This window comes from Massilia sp. BGA-UO-ETr-WB1 (assembly GCF_059567845.1).
Map to the genome: position 1 here is coordinate 504,329 of NZ_JCAQOT010000021.1, position 24,159 is coordinate 528,487.

General features: G+C 66.3%; 21 protein-coding genes. 7 read left to right on the forward strand and 14 right to left on the reverse strand.

From position 1 onward, the window contains the following. Positions 1-22: 22 nt before the first annotated feature. The 3 genes from AC56DV_RS06970 to purM form a co-directional block, all read right to left on the reverse strand. Positions 23-1,006, reverse strand: coding sequence for an enoyl-CoA hydratase/isomerase family protein (locus AC56DV_RS06970; RefSeq protein ID WP_496313562.1), 984 nt, complete (start codon positions 1,004-1,006; stop codon positions 23-25). A gap of 11 nt (positions 1,007-1,017) precedes the next feature. After that, positions 1,018-1,572: a flavodoxin family protein gene (locus AC56DV_RS06975; RefSeq protein ID WP_496313563.1), complete on the reverse strand. Its 555-nt coding sequence runs from the start codon at positions 1,570-1,572 to the stop codon at positions 1,018-1,020. A gap of 215 nt (positions 1,573-1,787) precedes the next feature. Continuing rightward, positions 1,788-2,831 (reverse strand): phosphoribosylformylglycinamidine cyclo-ligase, encoded by a 1,044-nt coding sequence (gene purM, locus AC56DV_RS06980; RefSeq protein WP_496313564.1) that lies wholly within the window; start codon positions 2,829-2,831, stop codon positions 1,788-1,790. Positions 2,832-2,970: 139 nt separating this feature from the next. Here purM and AC56DV_RS06985 point away from each other — a divergent pair, with 139 nt between their 5' ends. The 7 genes from AC56DV_RS06985 (at position 2,971) to panB (ending at position 8,883) form a co-directional block, all read left to right on the forward strand. Next, positions 2,971-4,053 carry an AI-2E family transporter gene (locus AC56DV_RS06985; RefSeq protein ID WP_496313565.1) on the forward strand — a complete coding sequence of 361 codons (1,083 nt, stop codon included), beginning with the start codon at positions 2,971-2,973 and terminating at the stop codon, positions 4,051-4,053. Positions 4,054-4,089: 36 nt separating this feature from the next. Then, entirely contained in the window at positions 4,090-4,758 is a 669-nt protein-coding gene (gene hda, locus AC56DV_RS06990) for a DnaA regulatory inactivator Hda (protein WP_496313566.1), read from the forward strand. Then, complete coding sequence (locus tag AC56DV_RS06995; RefSeq protein WP_496313837.1) at positions 4,758-5,429, forward strand: histidinol-phosphatase; 672 nt, start codon at positions 4,758-4,760, stop codon at positions 5,427-5,429. Before hda ends, AC56DV_RS06995 begins: the two co-directional genes overlap by 1 nt. Beyond that, on the forward strand, positions 5,422-6,987 hold the full coding sequence (gene pcnB, locus AC56DV_RS07000; protein WP_496313567.1) for a polynucleotide adenylyltransferase PcnB: 1,566 nt from the start codon (positions 5,422-5,424) through the stop codon (positions 6,985-6,987). The genes AC56DV_RS06995 and pcnB overlap by 8 nt, the downstream gene beginning before the upstream one ends. Then, positions 6,984-7,499 carry a 2-amino-4-hydroxy-6-hydroxymethyldihydropteridine diphosphokinase gene (folK, locus tag AC56DV_RS07005; protein WP_496313568.1) on the forward strand — a complete coding sequence of 172 codons (516 nt, stop codon included), beginning with the start codon at positions 6,984-6,986 and terminating at the stop codon, positions 7,497-7,499. The genes pcnB and folK overlap by 4 nt, the downstream gene beginning before the upstream one ends. Positions 7,500-7,504: 5 nt before the next feature. Beyond that, complete coding sequence (locus AC56DV_RS07010) at positions 7,505-7,840, forward strand: DMT family protein (RefSeq protein ID WP_496313569.1); 336 nt, start codon at positions 7,505-7,507, stop codon at positions 7,838-7,840. A gap of 170 nt (positions 7,841-8,010) precedes the next feature. Further along, a complete protein-coding gene (panB, locus tag AC56DV_RS07015; protein WP_496313838.1) occupies positions 8,011-8,883 on the forward strand; it encodes a 3-methyl-2-oxobutanoate hydroxymethyltransferase in 873 nt (290 codons plus the stop codon). A gap of 30 nt (positions 8,884-8,913) precedes the next feature. On the opposite strand, the gene AC56DV_RS07020 is transcribed toward panB, so the two are convergent. From AC56DV_RS07020 to nirB, 11 genes are all read right to left on the reverse strand, one after another. After that, positions 8,914-10,401, reverse strand: coding sequence for an aldehyde dehydrogenase (locus tag AC56DV_RS07020; protein WP_496313570.1), 1,488 nt, complete (start codon positions 10,399-10,401; stop codon positions 8,914-8,916). 45 nt (positions 10,402-10,446) lie between these two features. Further along, positions 10,447-11,298 carry an ABC transporter permease gene (locus AC56DV_RS07025; RefSeq protein ID WP_496313571.1) on the reverse strand — a complete coding sequence of 284 codons (852 nt, stop codon included), beginning with the start codon at positions 11,296-11,298 and terminating at the stop codon, positions 10,447-10,449. After that, on the reverse strand, positions 11,295-12,212 hold the full coding sequence (locus tag AC56DV_RS07030; protein WP_496313572.1) for an ABC transporter permease subunit: 918 nt from the start codon (positions 12,210-12,212) through the stop codon (positions 11,295-11,297). The genes AC56DV_RS07025 and AC56DV_RS07030 overlap by 4 nt, the downstream gene beginning before the upstream one ends. Before the next feature lie 15 nt (positions 12,213-12,227). After that, the gene (locus tag AC56DV_RS07035) at positions 12,228-13,364 is read right to left on the reverse strand and encodes an ABC transporter ATP-binding protein (protein WP_496313573.1); all 1,137 of its coding nucleotides are present in this window, start codon (positions 13,362-13,364) and stop codon (positions 12,228-12,230) included. A gap of 106 nt (positions 13,365-13,470) precedes the next feature. Further along, positions 13,471-14,847, reverse strand: coding sequence for an aspartate aminotransferase family protein (locus AC56DV_RS07040; protein ID WP_496313574.1), 1,377 nt, complete (start codon positions 14,845-14,847; stop codon positions 13,471-13,473). Positions 14,848-14,860: 13 nt separating this feature from the next. After that, the gene (locus tag AC56DV_RS07045; protein ID WP_496313575.1) at positions 14,861-16,231 is read right to left on the reverse strand and encodes a glutamine synthetase family protein; all 1,371 of its coding nucleotides are present in this window, start codon (positions 16,229-16,231) and stop codon (positions 14,861-14,863) included. Positions 16,232-16,323: 92 nt separating this feature from the next. Continuing rightward, the gene (locus AC56DV_RS07050; RefSeq protein ID WP_496313576.1) at positions 16,324-17,079 is read right to left on the reverse strand and encodes a gamma-glutamyl-gamma-aminobutyrate hydrolase family protein; all 756 of its coding nucleotides are present in this window, start codon (positions 17,077-17,079) and stop codon (positions 16,324-16,326) included. Between the two features lie 130 nt (positions 17,080-17,209). Then, complete coding sequence (locus tag AC56DV_RS07055; protein ID WP_496313577.1) at positions 17,210-19,942, reverse strand: molybdopterin-dependent oxidoreductase; 2,733 nt, start codon at positions 19,940-19,942, stop codon at positions 17,210-17,212. A gap of 112 nt (positions 19,943-20,054) precedes the next feature. After that, on the reverse strand, positions 20,055-21,263 hold the full coding sequence (locus AC56DV_RS07060; RefSeq protein WP_496313578.1) for an NAD(P)/FAD-dependent oxidoreductase: 1,209 nt from the start codon (positions 21,261-21,263) through the stop codon (positions 20,055-20,057). Beyond that, entirely contained in the window at positions 21,263-21,610 is a 348-nt protein-coding gene (nirD, locus tag AC56DV_RS07065) for a nitrite reductase small subunit NirD (RefSeq protein WP_496313579.1), read from the reverse strand. The genes AC56DV_RS07060 and nirD overlap by 1 nt, the downstream gene beginning before the upstream one ends. A gap of 11 nt (positions 21,611-21,621) precedes the next feature. Continuing rightward, positions 21,622-24,153, reverse strand: coding sequence for a nitrite reductase large subunit NirB (gene nirB, locus AC56DV_RS07070; RefSeq protein ID WP_496313580.1), 2,532 nt, complete (start codon positions 24,151-24,153; stop codon positions 21,622-21,624). Positions 24,154-24,159 lie beyond the last annotated feature (6 nt).

Sequence of the window (24,159 nt, forward strand, 5' to 3'; positions counted from 1 at the left end):
GGCGCCGGCGGCCCTTGGCGGCTTATTTGCGGTAGGCGGCCGTGGCGCGGCCCAGGTTGTCCTCGATGCCGCCGGGCTGTTGCAAGCCCTGCTCCACCAGCGCTTTCAGGCGCTGCTGGGTGGCCGGCCGCTTGACCGAGGCGATGAAGGCGTCCCAGCCGGGCTGCATTTCAGCGTCCGGCGGCAGGCTGGCCAGGTTGACCAGCGCCTTGGTGTCGACGATAGCGGCCCGCTCGAAGGAGGCGATGCGGCGCGCCATGGTGTCGACAAAGCCGTCCAGCTCGGCGTCCGGCAGCGAACGGTTCACGTAGCCGTAGCGCTCGGCAACGTCGCCGTTGACGTCGTCCGAGGCCACCAGGATTTCCAGCGCGCGGCCGCGTCCCACCAGGCGCGGCAGGCGCGCCATCGGGCCGCCGCCCGCCACCAGGCCGGCGCCCACTTCCCACTGCGACAGCACGGCTTTTTCGCGGCTGGCGAAGCGCATGTCGGTGGCCAGTATCAGCTCGCTGCCGATGCCGGTGGCGCGGCCCCGGATCGACGAGATGGTGACGATGGGCAGGCGGGCGATGCGCACCATCAAATCCGGCACCGGGTGCATGCCGGTGGGGCCGGGCGCCATGCCGGTCGATTCTTCCAGCGGCGTGAGCAGGTCATAGTGGGCGATGAAGCTGCCCGGGATGGCGCTGTCGAACACCACCACCTGCACCTGCTGGTCGGCTTCGATCGCTTCCACGATCCTGACCAGCTCGCGCACTTCCTTGGGGCCGACGATGTTCAGCGGCGCGTTGGCGAAGGTGACTTTCCAGTAGGCCGGGCTGACCCGGGTCAGGCGGATCTTGGCGTCCGGCGCTTCGGCGCCGATGGGAGCGGCGCTGGCGGCAGCTGCCTTGGGCGCTGCGGCTTTGGGTGCAGCTGCCTGGGCGGCGCCGGCGAAGCTGGCGGCAAGGGCGGCGGCGGCAAAGGCGCCGGTCAGCGCGGCGGCGGCGCGTTTCATAGTGAAGTTCATGATGGCTCTCCTCAGGCAAGACGCGCGGTGACTTGGCGGATGCGTTCACCGAACAGGCGCGCGGTCTTCAGGTCGCCGGCGGGGATCTCATCCACCGACGCGTCCGACGGCGTGGCGGTGGCCAGGCCGGCGAAGGAGGACAGGTAGTTCACATCGTCGCGGTGGGCGTTCTTGGCGTTGCTCGGCATCATGCCGGTGCCGGCCCACAGCATGCCGTGCTGCTGCGCCAGGGTGAACAGGGTGTACAGCGTGGTCTGCTTGTCGCCGGCCACCGAGGCCGAGTTGGTGAAGCCGGCCGCCAGCTTGTCCTTCCAGCCCTGCTTGAACCACACCGACGAGGCGGTGTCGGCAAAGCGCTTGAACTGCCAGCTCACGTTGCCCATGTAGGTGGGCGAGCCGAAGATGATGGTTTGCGCCTTGGCCAGTAAGTCCCAGCCCGCTTCAGGCAACTGGCCTTCGGCGTCGATGGCCAGCAAGGCGGCGCCGCTGCCTTCGGCAACTGCCTCGGCGATCTTGGCGGTGTGGCCGTAGCCGCTGTGGTACACGATGACGATGTTCGAGTTCATGATGGTTCTCCAGAATGTGATGGTTGGGTTTGCTTAGCTGCTGCCGTCGTTTCCGTTCGGCATGGAACCACTATAGTTATTCCTGAAGAGAACATAAATCCCAAAATAAGCAATTCATTTGATACATAATGTAATCAATTGGGATGCAAAAAAGGCATGCCGCAGCATGCCTTTGATGTTCCAGCGCGGCGCGGATCAGGTCCGCGCCTTGGGCATTACACCACCACGCACTGGTGTTCGCCTTCCGCCGAGGCGCGGATGGCGCCGATGCGGTAGACGGTTTCGCCGGCCGCTTGCAGCTGGGCCATGGCGGCGTCCGCGTCGGCGGCGGAAACGATGACCGTCATGCCGATGCCGCAGTTGAACACGCGGTGCATTTCAGCGTCGGCCACGCCGCCGTGCTGCTGCAGCCACTGGAACAACGGCGGCAGGGTCCACGATTTGCCGTCCAGCTCGCAGGTCAGGCCGGGCTGCAGCACGCGCGGGATGTTTTCCACCAGGCCGCCGCCGGTGATGTGCACCAGGCCCTTGACTTCCATCGCCGCCATCAGCGCCAGCAGCGGCTTGACGTAGATGCGGGTTGGCTCCATCAGCACGTCGGCCAGCTTGCGGCCGTGGAAGTCGCCTTCCAGGTCCGGCTTGGCCACTTCGATGATCTTGCGCACCAGCGAATAGCCATTCGAGTGCGCGCCCGACGAGGCCAGGCCCAGCACCACGTCGCCCGGGGCGATCTTCTTGCCGTCGATAATTTTCGATTTTTCCACCACGCCCACCGCGAAACCGGCCAGGTCGTACTCGCCGGCCGGGTACATGCTCGGCATCTCGGCTGTTTCGCCGCCGATCAGCGCCGCGCCGGACTGCTCGCAGCCCTGGGCGATGCCCTTGATGACGTCGGTCGCTTGCGGCACATCCAGCTTGCCGCACGCGAAGTAGTCCAGGAAAAACAGCGGCTCGGCGCCCTGCACCAGGATGTCGTTCACGCTCATGGCCACCAGGTCGATGCCCACCGTGTCGTGGCGGTTCAGCTCGAAGGCCAGCTTCAGCTTGGTGCCCACGCCGTCCGTGCCGGACACCAGCACCGGCTCCTGGTACTTCTTGCTGATCTCGAACAGCGCGCCGAAGCCGCCGATGCCGGCCATCACGCCTTCGCGCATGGTGCGCTTGGCAAACGGCTTGATCGCTTCGACTAAAGCATCGCCCGCGTCGATATCGACGCCGGCGTCACGGTAGGACAGGGAAACATTAGAAGGTTGGCTCATGGTGTATTTCGCAGCGGAGGCGGTAAAATAGAAGGCGGTGGCCGGAATTCATGCATTTGCGACGCAAAACCCGGCAAGTCCGCTATTTTATCAAAATGCCCCGTCAACCTGCCGTTTTTACGAAAAACATCTTCCCCACATGCCATTCCCCCTCTCGGTCGAACAAAAACAAACGGCATTCTGGGTAGCATTGTGGCTGGCATTCGGCGTGCTGCTGGTGGCGCTGGGCCCCGTCCTGACACCTTTCCTGGCGGCGGCCATCATCGCCTACGCCCTCAATCCCGGCGTCGACCGCATCGACCGCCTGCGCGTGGGCCGCTTCGACGTGCCGCGCCCGCTGGCGGTGGTGGCGGTGGTGCTGCTGTTCCTGTGCGCCGTGCTGTCGCTGGTGCTGATCGTGGTGCCGGTGCTACAGACCGAGATCCCGCTGCTGCAGGCGCAGATCCCGGCCTTCCTGGCCAAGGCCAACGACGTGCTGAGCCCGCGCCTGCGCGAGATGGGCATCAAGGTGCAGCTCGATTCGGCCGGCATCAAAAAACTCGTCTCGCAGCAGATGGTGGCCAGCGGCGACGAAATCTGGACCGCCGTGCTGGCCTCGGCGCGCGTGGGCGGCACCGCCGTGCTGGGCTGGATCGCCACCGTGGTGCTGGTGCCGGTGCTGCTGTTCTACCTGCTGCTGGACTGGCACCAGATGATGGCGCGCATCGCCGGCGCCGTGCCGCGCCGCTACATCGGCGCCACCGTGGCCATGGCCGAGGAAGTCGACACCCTGCTGGCGCAGTACCTGCGCGGCCAGCTGTCGGTGATGGTGGTGCTGGCGGTGTACTACTCGACCTGCCTGGCCATCGCCGGCTTCGACGTGGCGCTGCCGGTGGGCATCCTGACCGGCCTGCTGGTGTTCATCCCCTACCTCGGCTTCGGCCTGGGCCTGGTGCTGGCGCTGATCGCCGCCGTGCTGCAGTTTTCCGACTGGAGCGGCGTGATCGCGGTGGCCATCATCTACGGCGCCGGCCAGGTGATCGAGGGCTTTTTCCTCACGCCGCGCCTGGTGGGCGAGCGCATCGGCCTCAATCCGCTGGCCGTCATTTTCGCCCTGCTGGCCTTCGGCCAGCTGTTCGGCTTTGTCGGCGTGCTGCTGGCGCTACCCGCCTCGGCCATCCTGATGGTGGCCTTCAAACATCTTCGCAGCCACTACTTGCGCAGCAGCTTTTATAATGCGTAGTGTGAAGACGAATATGCAAACTGCGGGGCGCGAGCCATGAAGCAACTGGTGCTGGACCTGGGCGCCGAGCCTGTGCTCACCCTCGACTCCTTCGAAGTGGGCCAAAACGCCGAGGTGGCCGCGCTGATGCGCGAGTTCGCCGGCCGCACTTCGCGCGAACATTTCGCCTACCTGTGGGGCGACATGGGCGCGGGCAAAAGCCACATCCTGAAGGCGCTCGGCGCCCTGGAAGGGGCGCGCTACATCTCGCCGTTCTCGATCGAGTCCGAATTCGTCTATTCGCCGGAGGTGGACCTGTACCTGCTGGACGACTGCGAAAAGCTGTCGCCGCTGGCGCAGATCGACGCCTTCGCCCTGTTCAACGAGATCCGCGCCAACAACGCCTTCATGGTGTGCAGCGGCGCGGTGGCGCCGGCCGTGCTGCCGGTGCGCGAGGACCTGCGCACGCGCATGGGCTGGGGCCTGATCTACCGCCTGCACGGCCTGACCGACGATGAAAAGGTTGCCGCATTGACCACGGCGGCGGCGGCCCGCGGGTTGACGCTGTCGCCCGGCGTGTTACCCTATTTGCTTTCGCATTACCGGCGCGACATGCGCTCGCTGTCGGAAATGCTGGACGCGCTAGACCAATATTCCCTTGAAACCCAACGTCCCATTACCCTGCCGCTGTTGCGCGAGTGGCTGCAGGCGGAAGCGAAAGAATGATGAATCTGGCCCTGTTTGACCTCGACCACACCCTGTTGCCCATCGATTCGGACTACGAATGGGGCCAATTCCTGTGCCGCATCGGCGCCGTCGACGCCGAGGCCTTCGCGGCCCGCAACCAGGCCTTCTTCGAGCAGTACCAGGCCGGCACGCTGGACCCGGTGGAGTACCTGGAATTCTCGCTCGGCACCCTGGCCGGCTTCCCGCGCGCCAAACTGGACGAAATGCACGCGCAGTTCATGCGCGAAGTGATCGCCCCGGCGATCCGCCCGTCGGCCCGCGCGCTGCTGCAAAAGCACCTGGACGCCGGCGACCTGGTGGCCATCGTCACCGCCACCAACCACTTCGTCACCGCGCCCATCGCCCAGGCGCTGGGCATCGAGCACCTGATCGCGGCCATGCCGGAAGTGGCGGCCGACGGCAGCATCACCGGCAAACTGGTGGGCACGCCAACCCAGGGCCACGGCAAAGTGGTGCACACCAAGGCCTGGCTCGAAAAACTGGGCAAGCGCCTGGAAGACTTCGACACCGTGCACTTCTACAGCGACTCGCACAACGACATCCCGCTGATGTCGGTCGTCACCCACCCGGTGGCCACCAATCCAAACGCCGCACTGACCAGCCACGCCGCCGAAAAAGGCTGGCCAACGATAAATATATTCAATGATTAAGAAATTGATCCGCAAAATCCTCGGCGTCAAAGAAGCCCCCGCACGAGACACCAGTGTCCCGGTGGTCCTTGGCGCCAACCAGCACGGCATCGACCCGCGCCTGCTGTCCTCCAACGCCGTGCGCGTGACCAGCACCCTGCAGGAAGCCGGCTACCAGGCCTTCGTGGTGGGCGGCGCGGTGCGCGACCTGCTGCTGGGCGTGAAGCCGAAAGACTTCGACATCGCCACCGACGCCACGCCCGAGCAGGTGAAACGCCTGTTCCGGCGCGCCTTCATCATCGGCAAGCGCTTCCAGATCGTGCACGTGATGTTCGGCCAGGACCTGCTGGAGGTGACCACCTTCCGCGGCCCGTCGATCGAGAACGCGCCCAAGGATGAACATGGCCGCGTCCTGCGCGACAACACCTTCGGCAGCATGGCGGAGGACGCCGAGCGGCGCGACTTCACCATCAACGCCATGTACTACAACCCGGCCAACGAGGAAGTGTGGGACTACCACGGCGGCATCGAGGACATCCGCGCCAGGACGCTGCGCATCATCGGCGTGCCGGAGGCGCGCTACCGCGAAGACCCGGTGCGCATGCTGCGCGTGACGCGTTTCGCGGCCAAGCTGGGCTTCCAGATCGAGCCCGGCACGCGCGAGCCGATCACCATCATGGCGCCGCTGATCAACAACGTGCCGCCGGCGCGCGTGTTCGACGAGATGCTCAAGCTCTTGATGTCCGGCCAGGCGCTGGCCTGCCTGCTGCAGTTGCGCAAGGAAGGCCTGCACCACGGCCTGCTGCCGCTGCTGGACGTGGTGCTGGAGCAGCCGCTGGGCGTGAAGTTCGTGACCCTGGCGCTGGACTCGACCGACAAGCGCATCCACGCCGGCAAGACCGTGTCGCCGGGCTTCCTGTTCGCGTCGCTGCTGTGGCACCAGGTGCTGGAGAAGTGGAACGCCTACAAGGCCGCCGGTGAATTCCCCATCCCCGCGCTGCACCTGGCGGCGGACGACGTGCTGGACTCGCAGACCGAAAAACTGGCGCTGCAGCGCAAGATCGGCTCGGACATGCGCGACATCTGGTCGATGCAGCCGCGCTTCGAGCGCCGCACCGGCAAGAACCCGTACAAGCTGCTGGAGCACCTGCGCTTCCGCGCCGGCTACGACTTCCTGCTGCTGCGCTGCGCCTCGGGCGAGATCGACGCCGAGCTGGGCGAATGGTGGACCGCCTTCTACGACGGCGACGAAACCGAGCGCGAACAGCTGGTGGCCGGTTTGAGCCACACCGGCGGCGCTGCCGCCGGCGCGAAACGCAAGCGTCCGCCGCGCCGCGGCGGCCGTAGCAAGGGCGAAGGCGCCGACGCCGGCGGCAGCGACAGCTACGCCGACAGCAGCACGGCCGGCGCTGGCCACGGCGCCAGCGCCGGCGGCGCAGGCGGCGAGGCCGAAGGCGTGGCCGCGCCGCGTGAACCGCGCGAGCCCCGTCCGCCACGCGCACGCGCCCCGCGCGCGCCGCGCAGCCGCGCCCCAGCCGGCGCGGACACCGGCAACGGCGGCGGCAGCGACGGCGAATGAGCGCAGTCCTGAGCGCCATGGGCACCATGAGCACCATGAGCACCACCGCCTACATCGGCATCGGCGCCAACCTGGGCGACGCGCAGGCCAACGTGCAGGACGCCATCGCGCGCCTGCGCGCCCTGCCCGGCTGCACCGTGAGCGCCGTCTCCTCGCTGTACCGCACCGCCCCGGTCGACTCCAGCGGCGACGACTACATCAACGCCGTCGCCTGCCTGGAAACGGAACTGGGCGCGCAAGCGCTGCTGCAGGCGCTGCAAGGCATCGAGCAGGCCCACGGCCGCGAGCGCCCCTACCATAACGCCCCGCGCACGCTGGACCTGGACCTGCTGCTCTACGGCCGGCAGCAGATCAACAGCCCGGAGCTGACCGTGCCGCACCCGCGCATGTGCGAACGCGCCTTCGTCATCGTGCCGCTGCTGGAAATCGCCGGCAACATCGCCATCCCCGGCCGCGTCCCGGCCCGCTGCTTCGAATCGGCCGTCGCCGACCAGGCCATCACCCGGCTGTAAATTCCATGCAAACACTCCTGCTGCTCGCCGCTTCCAACATTTTCATGACCGTCGCGTGGTACTGGCATTTGAAGGGCGGGATGAACAAGCCGCTGTTCACGGTCATCATGATCAGCTGGGCCATCGCGTTCGTGGAGTACTGCCTGGCGGTGCCGGCCAACCGGATCGGCTTTGCCAGCGGCTGGAGCGCGGGGCAACTGAAGGTGACGCAGGAGGCCATTGCGCTGATCGTGTTCGGCGTTTTCATGGTGACCGTGCTGGGCGAGCCGGTGAGCTGGCGGCACCTGGCGGCGTTCGGCTGCATCATGGCGGCCGTGGCCTTCCTCTTCGTCGGCAAGTAGTGGGCAAATCGCGGGCAAATAGTGGCCGCCGTCTATTTCGGAATCCCACGCTGAAAAGAAAGTTCGTTCGCGGGTAGAATACGCGGTTTGGCGGCAGGGATTACACTGGCGCCATCTCCGGTCACACTACTTGAGGAACACCCATGTCTGGTTATTTGCAAGGAAACGAAATGGCGGGCAGCGCTCCTGTGCCGGCCGCTGGTGCAAACACTGCAGCGGCTCCGGCGGCAGCGCCGGCAAAACCCGTGGCGCAAAAGGCGGTCACCATCCCCGCGCTGAACGCGCGCAAAGCCGCCGGCGACAAGATCACCATGCTGACCTGCTATGACGCGAGCTTCGCTTCGCTGATGGACCGCTGCGGCGTGGAAGTGCTGCTGATCGGCGATTCGCTGGGCATGGTCTGCAACGGGCTGGACTCGACGCTGCCGGTGACGCTGGACGAAGTGGCTTACCACACCAGGGCTGTCGCGCGCGGCAACAAGTCGGCGCTGGTGCTGGCCGACATGCCGTTCGGTACCTACGCCAATCCGCAGCAGGCGTTCGACAACGCGGTCAAGCTGATGCAGGCCGGCGCGCACATGGTGAAGATCGAGGGCGGCGCCTGGCTGGCCGAGACCGTGAAGTTCCTCACCGAGCGCTCGGTGCCGGTGTGCGCGCACCTGGGCCTGACGCCGCAGTCGGTGCACCAGTTGGGCGGCTACAAGGTGCAGGGCAAGACCATCGAGAGCGCCGAGATGCTGAAGGCCGACGCGCTGAAGCTGCAGGCCGCCGGCGCGGCCATGGTGGTGCTGGAGGCGATTCCTACCCAGCTGGGCAAGGAAGTGACCGAGCTGCTGACGATGCCGACCATCGGCATCGGCGCGGGTCCGGACTGCTCGGGCCAGGTGCTGGTGATGCACGACCTGCTGGGCGTGTTCCCGGGCCGCAAAGCGCGCTTCGTGAAGAATTTCATGGAAGGCCAGACCAGCATCGATGCGGCGGTCAGCGCCTATGTGACTGCCGTCAAGGATGGCTCCTTCCCGGCGCTGGAGCACTGCTTCTAACGACAAAGGGGCCGCCAGGCCCCTTTGTCTTCAACCGATCTGTATCCAGGTGGTCTTCAACTCGGTGTACTTGTCGAACGCGTGCAGCGATTTGTCGCGGCCGTTGCCGGACTGTTTGTAGCCGCCGAAGGGCACGGTGATGTCGTCGCCGTCGTACTGGTTCACGTGCACGGTGCCGGCCCTTAAGGCCCGCGCCACCTGGATCGCCTTGCTCATGTTGGCGCTCCACACCGCCGCCTGCAGCCCGTAGGGCGTGGCGTTGGCCTGCTTCACGGCGTCCTGCACGTCCGTGAAGCTGAGCACCGACAGCACCGGTCCGAATATCTCTTCCTGCGCGATCTTCATGCCACTGTCGACCTGGTCGAACAGCGTGGGCGCCACGTAGTAGCCGCCGCTTTGCGCGCGCTCCCGCATGCCCCCCGCCAGCAGCCGCGCGCCGCCGGCCTTGCCGGCCTCGATATAGCCCAGCACCGTTTTCATCTGCACTTCGTCCACGATGGCGCCCATCACGGTGGCTTCGTCCAGCGGGTCGCCCGGCTGGTAGCGCGGCACCATGGCCAGCGCCTTCTCGATGAACGCGTCCTTGATCGACTCTTCCACGAACAGCCGCGACGGCGCGTTGCAGCTCTCGCCCTGGTTGAAATAGATGGAGCCGACCGCCGCAGCCACCGCCGCGTCCAGGTCCGGGCAGTCGGCGCAGACGATGTTGGCGGACTTGCCGCCGAGCTCGGTCCAGGCCCGCTTCAGGTTCGACTGCCCCGCCATCTGCATGATCTGCTTGCCCACCCGGGTGGAGCCGGTGAAGGCGATGCAATCGACGTCCATGTGCAGCGCCAGCGCGCTGCCGGCCTCGTTGCCGTAGCCGGGCAGCACGCTGAACACGCCGGCCGGAATGCCCGCCTGCAGCGCCAGTTCGGCCAGCCGCAATGAGGTCAGCGGCGCCTTCTCGGACGGTTTCAGCACCACGCTGTTGCCCGCCGCGAGCGCCGGGGCGATCTTCCACGCGGCCATGATCATCGGGTAGTTCCACGGGATGATGGCGCCCACCACCCCGACCGGTTCGCGCGTGATCAGCGCCAGGCTGCTGCTGGCGGTGGGGGCGATTTCGTCGTACACCTTGTCCACCGCCTCGCCGTACCAGCGGATGCAGTTGGCGGCCGAGCCCACGTCCACGCTCTGGCTGTATTTGATCGGCTTGCCCATGTCCAGCGTTTCCAGCAGCGCCAGTTCGGCGGCGTTCTGCTGGACCAGGTCCGCAAAGCGGATCAGCACGCGCTTGCGTCTGGCGGGCGGCATGCCGGCCCAGCGGCCGTCCTCGAAGGCGGCGCGGGCGGCCTGCACGGCCGCGTCCACGTCGGGCGCGCCGCAGCGGGCCACGGCGGCCAGCTTGCGGCCATCGATGGGGGAATGTTTGTCGAACTGCTGCCCGGTGCGGGACCAGGCGCGCTCACCGTTGATGAAGGCGCGGCCGTCGATGTTCAGCGCAAGTGCGCGCTCGTGCCAAAGTGCGTCTGCCATGCTGTGCTCCTTGTCGTGGGGCGCCGATCGGGGCGCCCCATGATTTTACGCCTTGCCGGCGGCGGAGACTTGTTTCATTCGTGCGCGCTGGGCGCGCGCCATGTAGACGCTGGAGGCGATCACCGCCACCGTCACCACCAGGATGGTCAGCGCGGCCACGGCGTTCACGCGCGGGTCCAGGCCGAGGCGGGCGCGCGAGAAGATCACCAGCGGCATGGTGGTCGAGCCGGGACCGGACAGGAAGGCCGACAGCACCACATCGTCCAGCGACAGGGTGAACGTCAGCAGCCAGGCCGAGGCCAGCGCCTGCTTGATGTTGGGCAGGGTCACCAGGAAGAACACCTGGTATGGACGGCAGCCCAGGTCCATGGCGGCCTCTTCCAGCGACTTGCTCATCTCCTGCAGGCGCGATTGCACCACCACGGTGGCGTAGGCCATGCCGAGCAGGGTATGGCCGATCCAGATGGTGGCCAGGCCGCGCTCGGGGAAGCCGAACATCTTCTGCACCGACACCAGCATCAGCAGCAGCGACAGGCCGATGATCACCTCCGGCATCACCAGCGGCGCGCTGGTCATGGCCGAGAACAGGGTGCGGCCGGCGAAGCGGCTGTAGCGGTTCAGCACGAACGCGGCGAACGTGCCCAGCACCACCGAGGAGCAGGCCGTCAGGAAGGCGATGCGCAGCGACAGGCCGAAGCCGGCGATGATCTCGGCGTCGTTCAGCAACTCGCCGTACCACTGGGTGGAGAAGCCGCTCCACACCATGTCCTGGCGCGAGCTGTTAAACGAGAACACCACCAGCACGATAATCGGCAGGTAGAGGAACAGGTAGCCGAGCGAAAGCCAGCCGCGGCCGAACCAGCGCGGAATCAGGGAGCCCTTCTGCTGTTGCGTCATTTGCGGTCTCCTTCGCGCTGCTCGGCCTGGTGTTTGTTGAGGATAGCCATCGGCACCAGGATCAGCAGAATGACCACCACGGTGACGGAGGACGCCATCGGCCAGTCGTTATTGGTAAAGAATTCGTCCCACAGCACGCGGCCTATCATCAGCGTTTCCGGGCCGCCCAGCAGCTCGGGGATGACGTACTCGCCCACGGCGGGAATGAACACCAGCATGGCGCCGGCGATGATACCGGACTTCGACAGCGGCACGGTGATGCGCCAGAACGCCTGCCACGGCGTGGCGCCCAGGTCGGCCGCCGCCTCCAGGAAGCGCAGGTCCATCTTGGCCAGGTTGGTGTACAGCGGCAGTATCATGAACGGCAGGTAGGCGTACACCATGCCGACCACCAGCGAGAACGAGGTGTTCATCATGTGCAGCGGCTCCTGGATGGCGCCGATGGACATCAGGAAGTTGTTCAGGATGCCCTGGTTGGCCAGGATGCCCTTCCACGCGTAGATGCGCAGCAGGAAGGAGGTCCAGAACGGCAGCATCACCATCATCAGCAGCACCGGGCGCAGCGAAGGCCGCGCGCGCGCCATGAAGTAGGCGAACGGATAGCCGATCAGCAGGCAGCAGGCGGTGGTGATGGCGGCGTACTTGAGCGAGCTGAGATAGGTCAGCACATACAGCTCGTCGGCCGCGATGAACAGGTAGTTCGACACCTTGATCTTGATGTCGACGACGCCGTCGGCATAGGTGGCCAGGGTGCCGAAGGGATTGCCGGCGTCCACTTCGGTGAAGCTGATGCGCGCCACGATCAGGAAGGGGATCAGGAAGGCGCAGATAAGCCACAGGTAGGGCACGGCGATCACGGCGCTGCGGCCGCTCAGCCAGCGCAGCGTCAGCAGGTCTTTGAGGAACTTGAACATAACTCGTCCCTGCGGTCAGCGGGTCAGCACGACGACGTCGCTGCCGTCCCACCACGCGTGCACGCGCTGCTCGCGCTGCAGGCGGGCTTCGGCGTGGCGGGCCGAGTTGGTGCGCGCCACCTTGAGCTGCATGCCGCTGTCCAGCTTCACCTGGTAGTGGGTTTCGTTGCCGAAGTAGGACACCGCCGCGATCACGCCCTGCACGCAGTTGTGGCCGTGCTCTTCCACCTTGGCGCGCTGCGACATGGTGGGCGCGCCCGGCTGCAGCACGATCTTCTCGGGCCGCACCGCCACGCTCACTTCCATGTCGTCGGTGCCGGTGATGCCGTGGCTGACGTAGTGGCTGGTCTCCTCCGATTCGATGACCACGTAGCCGGGCTGGTCTTCGGTGACGCGGCCTTCGAACAGGTTGACCGAGCCGATGAAGTCGGCCACGAAGCGGCAGTTCGGGGTTTCGTAGATTTCGCCCGGCGCGCCCACCTGCAGGATGCGGCCTTCGCTCATGATGGCGATGCGGGTGGCCATGCTCATGGCTTCGTCCTGGTCGTGCGTGACCATCACGCAGGTCACGCCGACCTGCTCGATGATGTTCACCAGCTCGACCTGGGTCTGCTCGCGCAGCTTCTTGTCCAGCGCGCCGAGCGGCTCGTCCAGCAGCAGCAGCTGCGGGCGCTTGGCCAGGCTGCGCGCCAGCGCCACGCGCTGCTGCTGGCCGCCGGACAGCTGGTGCGGCTTGCGCTTGCCGTAGGAGGTCAGCTGCACCAGCGACAGCATGTGGTCCACGCGCGCGGCCACTTCCTGCGCGGGCAGGCCGTCGCGGCGCAGGCCGAAGGCGATGTTGTCCCACACCGAGAGGTGCGGGAACAGCGCATAGGACTGGAACATCATGTTGATGGGGCGCTCGTACGGCGGGGTGCTGACGATGTCCTTGCCGCCCAGCGTGATGGCGCCCGAGGTTGGCGTTTCGAAGCCGGCCAGCATGCGCAGCAGGGTCGATTTGCCGCAGCCCGAACTGCCCAGCAGGGCGAAGATTTCGCCCTTGTTGATCGTCACCGACACATCGTTTACGGCGCGCATGCCGTCAAAATCCTTGACCAGGTTGCGGATTAACAGGAAAGGCTGGCCAGCATCGGCGGGTTGGACTGTCGTCATATTGGCGAATTGATAATCTTAATCGGGATGCGCGCGCGCGGCCAAGCCGCACGGCAAGAGACGTGATTATAAATGCAGCATATCGAGGAAGACTACCAAAATGCGGTTACAAGTAACCCTTTGCCTGCACTTCTTCCAGGGTCAGGTCCAGTGCGCGGCGGATCAGCGACACCATCTCGTCGATTTGCGCGCGCGTCATCACCAGCGGCGGGGCGATGATCATGCGGTCGCCCACGGCGCGCATGATGATGCCGGTGTTGAACATGTGCGCCCGGCACAGCATGCCCACGCCCAGCGCCGGGTCGAAGCGCACCTGGTAGTGCACGTTTTCCGCCTTGCGCTTGACCAGGTTGAGCCCCGCCACGAAGCCGCAGGACTCGGCCGAGCCGACCAGCGGATGACCGGCCAGCGCGCCGAAGGCCTGCTTCAGGTACGGCCCGGTGTCGTTGGCCACGCGCCCGACCAGCCCCTCCTCCTCGAGGATGCGCAGGTTCTCCAGCGCCGCCGCGCAGGCCACCGGGTGGCCGGAATAGGTGAAGCCGTGATTGAAGTCGCCGCCCTGCGCTATCAGCACGTCGGCCACGCGGTCGCTCACCAGCACCCCGCCCAGCGGCACGTAGCCCGAGGTGACGCCCTTGGCGAAGGTGATCAGGTCCGGCTTGAACGGCTCGGAGGCGAACCAGCGCCCCAGCCGCCCGAAGCCGGTGATGACCTCGTCGGCGATCAGCAGGATGCCGTATTTGTCGCAGATGCGGCGGATTTCGGGCCAGTAGCTGTCCGGCGGGATGATGACGCCGCCGGCGCCCTGCACCGGCTCGCCGATGAAGGCGGCCACCTTGTCCGGTCCCACCTCCAGTATTTTCGCTTCCAGCCAGGAGGCCGCGCGCAGGCCGAATTCGTCCGGCGTGAGCCCGACGCCGTCGTCGTAGTAGTTGGGCTGGCCGATATGGACGATGCCGGGAATCGGCAGGCCGCCCTGCTCGTGCATGCCGCTCATGCCGCCCAGCGAGGCGCCCGCCATGGTGCTGCCGTGGTAGGAGTTGTGGCGGCTGATGATGACGTGGCGCTCCTTGAAGCCCAGCAGGTCCCAGTAGCGCCGCACCATGCGCACATTGGTGTCGTTGGCCTCCGAGCCGGAACCGGTGAAGAACACGCGGTTGAAGCCTGCCGGCGCCAGCTGCGACAGGCGCGCCGCCAGCTGCACCGCCGGCACGTTGGTGGTGTTGAAGAAGCTGTTATAGAACGGCAGCGTCTCCATCTGCTCATACACTGCCTTGGAGATGCTGGTGCGGCCATAGCCCACCGCCACGCACCACAGCCCGGACATGCCGTCCAGGATCTTGTTGCCTTCCGAGTCCCACAGGTAGATGCCTTCGCCGCGCACCATCACGCGCACGCCCTTCTCGCCCAGCGCCTTGTGGTCGGTGAAGGGGTGCAGGTAATGGGCGTGGTCCTGCTGCTGGATGGTTTTCGTGTCCGTCATGATGGCGCCCCTCTCAAACGTGCAGCAGCAGGTGTTCGCGTTCCCAGGGGCTGATGACCTTCATGAACTCCTGGTGCTCCACGTCCTTGATGGCGGCGTAGACGTCGATGAAGCGGTCGCCCAGCACGGCGCGCAGCTTGTCCTCCTTGCGCAGCGCGGCCAGCGCTTCCGGCAGGCCCTGCGGCAGCTCGTACTTCATGTCGTAGGCGCTGCCGGTGGTGGCGGGCGTGGGTTCGAGCTGCTCGGTCATGCCGAGGTAGCCGCAGGCCAGCGTGACGGCCAGCGCCAGGTAGGGATTGGCGTCCGCGCCGATGATGCGGTTTTCCACGCGGCGGTCCTGCACGCCGGATTCGGGTACGCGGAAGCCCACCGTGCGGTTGTCCACGCCCCACTGGATGTTGATCGGCGCGGCGGTGTGGCGCACCAGGCGGCGGTAGGAGTTCACGTACGGCGCCACGATGGCCATGGCCGACGGCATGTAGCGCTGCAGGCCGCCGATGTAGTGCTTGAAGACCGTGGCCGGCGAGCCGTCGTCGTTGCTGAAGATGTTGCGGCCGCTCTTCACGTCCACCACGCTCTGGTGCACGTGCATGGCCGACCCGGGTTCGCCGGCCATGGGCTTGGCCATGAAGGTGGCGTACATGTCGTGCTTGAGCGCGGCCTCGCGCAGGGTGCGCTTGAAGAAGAACACCTTGTCGGCCAGGCCGAGCGGGTCGCCGTGCAGGAAGTTGATCTCCATCTGGCCGGCGCCGATTTCATGGATCAGCGTGTCCACGTCCAGGCCCATCAGATCGCAGTAGTCGTAGATGTCCTCGAACAGGGGGTCGAACTCGTTGACGGCGTCGATGCTGTAGATCTGGCGGCTGGTTTCGGCGCGGCCGCTGCGGCCTATCGGCGCCTTCAGCGGCAGGTCGGGGTCGATGTTCTTGGCGGTCAGGTAGAACTCCAGCTCGGGCGCCACCACCGGCTTCCAGCCGCGCTCCGCGTACAGCTTGAGCACGCGCCGCAGCACGGTGCGCGGGGCGAAATCCACCAGCGCGCCGTCGGCGAAGTAGCAGTCGTGGATCACCTGCGCGGTGGGGTCGGTGGCCCACGGCACCATGGTGATGGTGGTGGGGTCGGCCTTCAGGATCATGTCGCGGTCGGTGGCCGAGATGGCGCGGTCGTAGGCCGCGTCGTCGGTCGGGTAGTTGCCGGTGACGGTCATGCCCAGCACCGCTTCCGGGATGCGCATGCCGCGCTCCTGCGTGAATTTCACGCGCGGCAGGATTTTTCCACGGGCGACCCCGGTCAGGTCGGGAACCAGGCATTCAATTTCGGTGACCCGTTTTTCATTGAGCCACAAATCCATATCGGTGTAGGTGAAGTTTTCGCGAATTGCCATGATGAGCTCTCTAAAGTCTTGATCTGACACGGCCGGATGCTGCTCGCGGGCCGTGCACGTGGGACTGCAGCGTGACTGCAATGAGAGCGCAGCTAAGGAATGCGTTCCTGGTAGGTACGGCATGCCTGCCCGAAGGCTTTGAACATTTTCATTGAATCCTGGTTGGCGGTGGCCTGCCACTCAGGGTGCCACTGCACCGCCAGCGTGAAGCCGGGCGCGGTGGCGACGGTGCAGGCTTCCACCAGCCCGTCGTCGGCCGTGGCTTCCGCCACCAGCCCTGGAGCGAGACGGTCCACGCCCTGCCCGTGCAGGGAATTGACCATGATCTCGCGCGCGCCATCGAGGATGTGCGCGAGTTTGCCGCCCGGCGCGATCAGGACGCGGTGCGCCGGGCCATACTGTTTTTCAAGCGGATCTTGCGGACTGTCGCGGTGGTCCAGCATGCCCGGCACTTCCTGCACCGCCTGGTGCAGGGTGCCGCCCAGCGCCACGTTCAGTTCCTGGAAGCCGCGGCAGATCGCCATCAGCGGGATGCCGCGCTGGATGGCGGCGCGTATCAGCGGCAGCGTGGTGGCGTCGCGCGCGCGGTCCTGCGGCAGTTCGAGGTTGAGTACTTCCTGGCCGTACAGGATGGCGTGCAGATTGGAGGCCGAGCCGGTGAGCATGATGCCCTCGGCGGCCGAGAGAACGGCGTCGAAGTCGGTGTGCGCGCCCAGCGCGGGCAGGATCAGCGGCATGCAGTCGGCCCCCTGTACAACGGCGTCGATGTACTTGGAATGCACGGCGTGGTCGGGATGGGTTCCGATGTGCCGCGTGCAGGCGGGGAGGATGACAATTGGCCGGCGCATGGCTTCAGTCTCTTTGCAGAGGCCTCCGTTTAAGCGATAAGCCAATTTATCACATTTCCAGATTTCCTATCATGATGCACAACACATTTGCTGCGAAGCTACACATTGCCGCCGAAGATCAAGCTCATACTCAGGCCGGCGCGTCGGCGACCATCTCCAGCCGGGTTTCGGCCAGCAGTTTTTTCAGCTCCGGCACGCAGGAGCCGCAGTTGCCGCCGGCTTTCACGCAGGCAGTCACCTCCGGCAGCGACTTCAGGTCCTGCTCGCGGATGGCCGAGCAGATCGTGTTGCGGCCCACGCCGAAGCAGGAGCACACGGTGGGCCCAACGTCCACGCCCTTCTTCAGCGGGCTGCCGATCAGCAGGCTGGCGCGGTCCGCGTCCGCCAGTTCCCCCTCGGCGAACAGGCCGGCCAGCCAGCTGCGCGCCGGCAGGTCCAGGCGCGGCGACAGGAAGATGCACTGCTCGATGCGGTCGTCCACCACGTGCACCGCGCGGTACATGCCCTCGGTGCGGTCGGCGTACTCCAGCCAGTCCGCGTCCGGGTCCTGCACGCCCAGCAGCTCGCGCGCCCAGTCGCTGAAATCGGCGATGGTATTGCGGCCGGCCAGTTCGTAGCGCGCGAATTCCTTGCCCTGGATGCGGGTCCAGTGCGCCACGCTGTCCAGATCGAGCTCGGTGCGGCTCAGGATGAAGGCATGCCAGCTCACGCGGAACTGCTCGATGCGCACCGGCGTGTGCTTGAATTCCGGCTCGCCCGACACCGGGTCGACCACCGGGTTGACCACGCCGCCCACGCGCGCGTCCGACGAGGTCTGTCCGCTCCAGTGGATGGGAATGAACACGCCGCCGCGCGCGATGCCGCCGCCGTGCTGCACGCGCGCCACCATCGAACCCCACTGGCTGGTCACGCGCGCCAGTTCGCCTTCGCGCACGCCGTGGATCAGCGCGTCCTGCGGGTGCATGTCGATGAACGATTCCGGCACGTGGTCGGCCAGCTTGGCCGAGCGGCCGGTGCGCGTCATGGTGTGCCACTGGTCGCGCACGCGGCCGGTGTTCAGCGACAGCGGGAAGTCCTCGTCGACCTGGTGCACCGGCAGGCGCGGCACGGTGGCGATGAAGCGCGCCTTGCCGTCCGGGTGCGAGTAGCGGCCGTCCTCGAACAGGCGCGCCGTGCCGCCGTCCACGCCGACGTGCTCGCGCACCGGCCACTGGATCGGCGACAGGGTGTCGAAAGCGCTGTGGTTCATGTGCGCCAAGCCGCCGATGTTGAACACGCGCGGCAGGTCGTCGGCGCTGTTGCGCCATGCGCTCAGGCGCGCGTGCTCGTCGAACACTTCGTGCACGGCGCCGAAATCGAAGCCGCCGTAGCCCATGCGCTGCGCGAATTGGGAGATGATCCACCAGTCGCCGCGCGCCTCGCCGGGCGCCGGCAGGAAGGCGCGCTGGCGCGAGATGCAGCGCTCGGAATTGGTCACCGTGCCGTCCTTTTCGCCCCAGCCCAGCGCGGGCAGCAGCACGTCCGCGTAAGCATTGGTGTCGGTGCCCAGGATGATGTCGGAGGCCACCACCAGCTCGCACTTGGCCAACGCGCGCTTGACCTGGTCCGCGTTCGGCAGGCTGACCACCGGATTGGTGGCCATGATCCACACCGCCTTCACGCGGCCCGCTTCGATGGCCTCGAACAGGTCCACCGCCTTCAAGCCCGGCTTGTCCGCCATGCGCGGCGAGTCCCAGAAGGTCTGCACCGCGTCGCGGTGCGCGGAATTGTCCAGGTCCATGTGCGCGGCCAGCATATTGGCCAAGCCGCCCACTTCGCGCCCGCCCATGGCGTTGGGCTGGCCGGTGATCGAAAACGGGCCCATGCCCGGCTTGCCGATCCGGCCGCCGACCAGGTGGCAGTTGATGATGCTGTTGGCCTTGTCGGTGCCGGCCGAGGACTGGTTCACGCCCATCGAGAAGGCGGTGATGACCTTGGCGGTGCCGGCGAACGATTCGTAGAACTCCATCAGCGCGCCCAGGCTGATCTTGCAGGCCCTGGCGACGGCGGCCGGATCGGCGCAATCGACTTCGGCGGCGGCCAGCGCGGCCTCGAAGCCGTTGGTGTGCGCCGCCACGTATTCGGGATCGACCGCGCCGATGCGCGACAGATAGCTGAGCAGGCCGTTGAACAGCCACACGTCGGTGCCCGGCTTGACGGGCAGGTGCAGGTCGGCCAGCTCGCAGGTGGCGGTGCGGCGCGGATCGACCACCACCAGTTTCAGATTGGGGCGCTTCTCGCGCTCGCGGGCGATGCGCTGGAACAGGATGGGATGGCACCAGGCCATGTTGGATCCCACCAGCACGATCATGTCGGCCAGTTCCAGGTCCTCGTAGCAGACCGGCACCAGGTCTTCGCCGAAGGCGCGCTTGTGGCCGGCCACGGCGGACGACATGCACAGGCGCGAGTTGGTGTCGATGTTGGCGCTGCCGACGTAGCCCTTCATCAGCTTGTTGGCAACGTAGTAGTCTTCCGTCAGCAGCTGGCCGGAGACGTACAGCGCCACCGCGTCCGGGCCGTGCTCGGCGATGACGGACCGCCATTTGTCGGCCACTTTGTCCAGCGCCTCGTCCCAGGACACGCGGCGCAGTGCATCGGAGCCACGTGTATCGCGCACCTGCGGATACAGCAGGCGCCCGTCCAGGCCCACCGTCTCGCCCAGCGCGGAACCCTTGACGCACAGCTTGCCCAGGTTGGCCGGATGGTCCTGGTCGCCGGCCACGGCAACCGTGCCGTCGCCCTGCGGCGTGGCCTTCACGCCGCAGCCGACGCCGCAGTACGCGCAAGTGGTTTGTACCGACAGATTTTCTTGGGACAGGTTCACGATAATTTCCATTCCTAGTCGGGGTCAGTTCCGGCATTGCGACACGGGCTCGACCGTAGTCTGACGCTAAAGCTGAGTTCGTGTCGCGATGCCGGAACTGACCCCAAATAATTTACGCGGCGCACAGGGCCTGGCCGAACAGCAGGTGCTGGCGTATCGGGGTGATGTCGGTGCGGTTCTGGATCAGGTCGTAGTACCAGGGGCCGTCCTGCACGTCGCCGTACAGCACCGCGCCGGTGACGCAGCCGCCCTTCAGCACCAGGCGCTTGTAGACGCCGCGCTTGGCGTCGCGCAGCACCAGGTCTTCGCTGCCTTCGCCGCCGATGAAGTCGCCCACCGAGTACAGGTCCACGCCCGTCACTTTCAGCCGCGTGGGGGAGGTTTGCTGCACGTAGCGGCGGTGGCCTGCGCCGGCCAGGTGGGCGCCGCATACGCGCGCCTGTTCCCAGATTGGGGCCACCAGGCCGAAGGTGGCGCTGCGGTGCTGCACGCATTCGCCCACGGCGTAGACGCGCGGATCGTAGGTCTGCAGCGTGTCGTCGACCACGATGGCGCGGTCGCAGTGCAGGCCGGCTTCCTTGGCCAGCGCGATGTTGGGGCGCACGCCGGCGGTCATCACCACCAGGTCGGCCGGGATTTCGCTGCCGTCCTTGAAGCGCACCGCCGTTACGCGGTCCGGGCCCACGATCTCGGCGGTCTGCGCGTTGAGCATGAAGCGCAGGCCCTTGTTTTCCAGCGCCTTCTGCAGCAGCTGGGCGGCGGGCTTGTCGAGCTGCTGGTTCATCAGCGCGTCGGTGACGTGCACCACGGTCACCTGCATGCCCTGGCGCAGCAGGCCGTTGGCCGCTTCCAGCCCAAGCAGGCCGCCGCCGATGACGACGGCGTGCTTGTGGTTGCGCGAGGCTTCCAGCATGGTTTCCACGTCCTGGATGTCGCGGAAGGCGATCACGCCGGGCAGCTGGTGGCCCGGCACCGGGATGATGAAGGGCTTGGAGCCGGTGGCCAGCAGCAGGCGGTCGTAATGCACTTCCTTGCCGGACTGCGCGCGCACGATGCGTTTGCGGCGGTCGATGTGCACCACCGGGTCGCCGGCGTGCAGCGTGATGTTGTGCGTCTCGTACCACTCGCGGGTGTGCAGCATGATGTCGTCCACCGTCTTCTCGCCCGCCAGCACCGGCGACAGCAGGATGCGGTTGTAGTTACCGTATGGCTCGGCGCCGAACACGGTGATGTCGTACAGCTCCGGCGCCAGCTTGTGCAGCTCTTCGACGGTGCGCATGCCCGCCATGCCGTTGCCGATGACGACCAGTGCGGGTTTCATTACGCACCCACCCAGACTTTGCCGCCGTCGATGCGGGCCGGATAGGTCGACACCGAGTGTTCCGGCGCTTCCAGGCATTCGCCGGTCTGCAGGTCGAAATGGTGCTTGTAGATCGGCGAGGCGACCACGATGCGTTCGCCCAGGTTGCCGACCAGGCCGCGCGACAGCACGGAAGCCTGCGAGTTCGGGTCGTAGTTCTGGATCGCGAACACGCGCTGCTCGCCGTCGTTCACGTGGAACACGGCCACGGCCTCGCCCTGCAGCAGCGCGCACACGCCGGTGTTCGGTACGATGTCGTCCAGCGCGCAGACGGCGGTCCAGCGGTCGTTTTGGATATCGCGGTGCATGGTGGTTCTCCTCAAGCTACTTTGATCGGGATGACGACGGCCTTGCGCTCTTCCAGCGTGGCAGGGCGGATCTGGCCGCGTTCTTCCATGAAGATGACGTTCGGGTCGGCCTGCTCGCTGTTGACGAAGTGGCGGAAGCGCTTGCGCGTTTCCGGGTCGGAGACGGCCACTTTCCACTCGCACTCGTAGGTGTCGACCACGTTCTGCATTTCGGCTTCCAGCTCGGCGGCGATGTTCAGCTTGTCCTTGATGACCACGTCCTTCAGGTAATCCAGGCCGCCTTCCAGGTTGTCGCGCCAGGTGCTGGTGCGCTGCAGGCGGTCGGCGGTGCGGGTGTAGAACATCAGGAAGCGGTCGATGTACCGCACCAGCGTGGCCTTGTCCAGGTCGGACGCGATCAGCTCGGCGTGGCGCGGCTTCATGCCGCCGTTGCCGCACACGTACAGGTTCCAGCCCTTTTCGGTGGCGATGATGCCGACGTCCTTGCCCTGCGCTTCGGCGCACTCGCGGGTGCAGCCGGACACGCCGAACTTGATCTTGTGCGGCGTGCGCAGGCCCTTGTAGCGGTTTTCCAGCTCGATGGCCAGGCCCACGCTGTCGTCCACGCCGTAGCGGCACCAGGTGGAGCCGACGCAGGATTTCACGGTGCGCAGCGATTTGCCGTAGGCGTGGCCGGTTTCGAAGCCGGCCGCGATCAGCTCTTCCCAGATCAGCGGCAACTGCTCGACGCGCGCGCCGAACAGGTCGACCCGCTGGCCGCCGGTGATCTTGGTGTACAGGCCGTATTTCTTGGCCACGGTGCCGACCGCGATCAGGCCGTCCGCCGTGACTTCGCCGCCCGGCATGCGCGGCACCACCGAGTAGGTGCCGTCCTTCTGGATGTTGCCCAGGAAGTAGTCGTTGGTGTCCTGCAGGCTGGCGTGTTCCTTCTTCAGCACGAAGTCGTTCCAGCAGGAGGCCAGGATGCTGGCGGCCAGCGGTTTGCACACGTCGCAGCCGAGGCCCTTGCCGTGCTGCGCCAGCAGCGCGTCGAAGGTGCGGATCTGGCCGACGCGGATCAGGTGGTACAGCTCCTGGCGCGAGTAGGCGAAGTGTTCGCAGACGTGGTTGTTGACGTCCATGCCCAGCTTCTTCATTTCGGCCTTCATCACCTGCGTCACCAGCGGCACGCAGCCGCCGCAGGCGGTGCCGGCCTTGGTGCACGACTTCAGCGCGCCGATGCTGGTGGCGCCGTCGCCGACGGCGGCGCAGATTGCGCCTTTCGAGACGTCGTTGCAGGAGCAGATCTGGGCGCCGTCCGGCAGCGCGTCCACGCCCAGGCCGGGCTTGGCCTTGCCGTCCGACTGCGGCAGGATCAGGAACTCCGGCGATTCCGGCAGTTCGATCTTGTTGAGCATCATCTGCAGCAGGGTGCCGTATTCGCTGGCGTCGCCCACCATCACGCCGCCCAGCAGGTAGCGGCCGCAGCTCGACACCACGATCTTCTTGTAGATCTGCTTGCGCTCGTCCATGAACTGGTACACGCGGCTGCCTTCTTCCTTGCCGTGCGGGTCGCCGATGGAGGCCACGTCCACGCCCATCAGTTTCAGCTTGGTGCTCATGTCGGCGCCGGTGAACTCGGCCGCTTCGCCCAGCAGGTGCTTGGCCGCCACGCGCGCCATTTCGTAGCCCGGGGCCACCAGGCCGTAGATCATGCCGCCCCACAGCGCGCATTCGCCGATGGCGTAGATGTCGCGGTCCGATGTCATGCAGTTGTTGTCGATGACGATGCCGCCGCGCGGGCCCACTTCCAGGCCGCTTTCCTTGGCCAGCATGTCGCGCGGGCGGATACCGGCCGAGAACACGATCATGTCGGCGTCCAGGTGGCTGCCGTCGGCGAACTGCATGCGGTGGGTGCCGTCCACGCCGTCGACGATGGCGGTGGTGTTCTTGGCCGTGTGCACGGTCACGCCCAGCGCTTCGATCTTGGAGCGCAGCACGCGCGCGCCTCCGTCGTCGACCTGCACCGCCATCAGGCGCGGCGAGAATTCGACCACGTGGGTGTCCAGGTTCATGTCGCGCAGCGCCTTGGCGCATTCCAGGCCCAGCAGGCCGCCGCCGATCACCACGCCGGTCCTGGAGCGCTTGCCGCATTCGAGCATGGCTTCCAGGTCTTCGATGGTGCGGTAGACGAAGCAGTCCTTGCGCTCCTTGCCCGGCAGCGGCGGCACGAAGGGGAAGGAGCCGGTGGCGATCACCAGCTTGTCGTAGCTGAGCACTTCGCCATCGCTGGTGGTGACGGTCTTGGCGGCCGCATCGATCTGCGTGGCGCGCGCATTCAGGCGCAGCACCATGTCGTCGCGGTCGAAGAAGCCGGGCTTGACCAGCGACAGGTCTTCGGCGCTTTTCCCGGCGAAGAATTCGGACAGGTGCACGCGGTCGTAGGCGGGACGCGGCTCTTCGCACAGGATGGTCACGTTCAACTTGGCGTTGCCGCCATGGGTGGCCAGGCTTTCGAGGAACTTGTGGCCTACCATGCCGTGGCCGATGACGATGATGTTCATTGCTTT

Bases quoted from the DNA above. Each gene is read 5' to 3' on its own strand.
- AC56DV_RS06970 (WP_496313562.1), bottom strand. From the start codon at position 1,006: ATGAACTTCACTATGAAACGCGCCGCCGCCGCGCTGACCGGCGCCTTT.
- AC56DV_RS06975 (WP_496313563.1), bottom strand. From the start codon at position 1,572: ATGAACTCGAACATCGTCATCGTGTACCACAGCGGCTACGGCCACACC.
- purM (WP_496313564.1), bottom strand. From the start codon at position 2,831: ATGAGCCAACCTTCTAATGTTTCCCTGTCCTACCGTGACGCCGGCGTC.
- AC56DV_RS06985 (WP_496313565.1), top strand. From the start codon at position 2,971: ATGCCATTCCCCCTCTCGGTCGAACAAAAACAAACGGCATTCTGGGTA.
- hda (WP_496313566.1), top strand. From the start codon at position 4,090: ATGAAGCAACTGGTGCTGGACCTGGGCGCCGAGCCTGTGCTCACCCTC.
- AC56DV_RS06995 (WP_496313837.1), top strand. From the start codon at position 4,758: ATGAATCTGGCCCTGTTTGACCTCGACCACACCCTGTTGCCCATCGAT.
- pcnB (WP_496313567.1), top strand. From the start codon at position 5,422: ATGATTAAGAAATTGATCCGCAAAATCCTCGGCGTCAAAGAAGCCCCC.
- folK (WP_496313568.1), top strand. From the start codon at position 6,984: ATGAGCGCAGTCCTGAGCGCCATGGGCACCATGAGCACCATGAGCACC.
- AC56DV_RS07010 (WP_496313569.1), top strand. From the start codon at position 7,505: ATGCAAACACTCCTGCTGCTCGCCGCTTCCAACATTTTCATGACCGTC.
- panB (WP_496313838.1), top strand. From the start codon at position 8,011: ATGGCGGGCAGCGCTCCTGTGCCGGCCGCTGGTGCAAACACTGCAGCG.
- AC56DV_RS07020 (WP_496313570.1), bottom strand. From the start codon at position 10,401: ATGGCAGACGCACTTTGGCACGAGCGCGCACTTGCGCTGAACATCGAC.
- AC56DV_RS07025 (WP_496313571.1), bottom strand. From the start codon at position 11,298: ATGACGCAACAGCAGAAGGGCTCCCTGATTCCGCGCTGGTTCGGCCGC.
- AC56DV_RS07030 (WP_496313572.1), bottom strand. From the start codon at position 12,212: ATGTTCAAGTTCCTCAAAGACCTGCTGACGCTGCGCTGGCTGAGCGGC.
- AC56DV_RS07035 (WP_496313573.1), bottom strand. From the start codon at position 13,364: ATGACGACAGTCCAACCCGCCGATGCTGGCCAGCCTTTCCTGTTAATC.
- AC56DV_RS07040 (WP_496313574.1), bottom strand. From the start codon at position 14,847: ATGACGGACACGAAAACCATCCAGCAGCAGGACCACGCCCATTACCTG.
- AC56DV_RS07045 (WP_496313575.1), bottom strand. From the start codon at position 16,231: ATGGCAATTCGCGAAAACTTCACCTACACCGATATGGATTTGTGGCTC.
- AC56DV_RS07050 (WP_496313576.1), bottom strand. From the start codon at position 17,079: ATGCGCCGGCCAATTGTCATCCTCCCCGCCTGCACGCGGCACATCGGA.
- AC56DV_RS07060 (WP_496313578.1), bottom strand. From the start codon at position 21,263: ATGAAACCCGCACTGGTCGTCATCGGCAACGGCATGGCGGGCATGCGC.
- nirD (WP_496313579.1), bottom strand. From the start codon at position 21,610: ATGCACCGCGATATCCAAAACGACCGCTGGACCGCCGTCTGCGCGCTG.
- nirB (WP_496313580.1), bottom strand. From the start codon at position 24,153: ATGAACATCATCGTCATCGGCCACGGCATGGTAGGCCACAAGTTCCTC.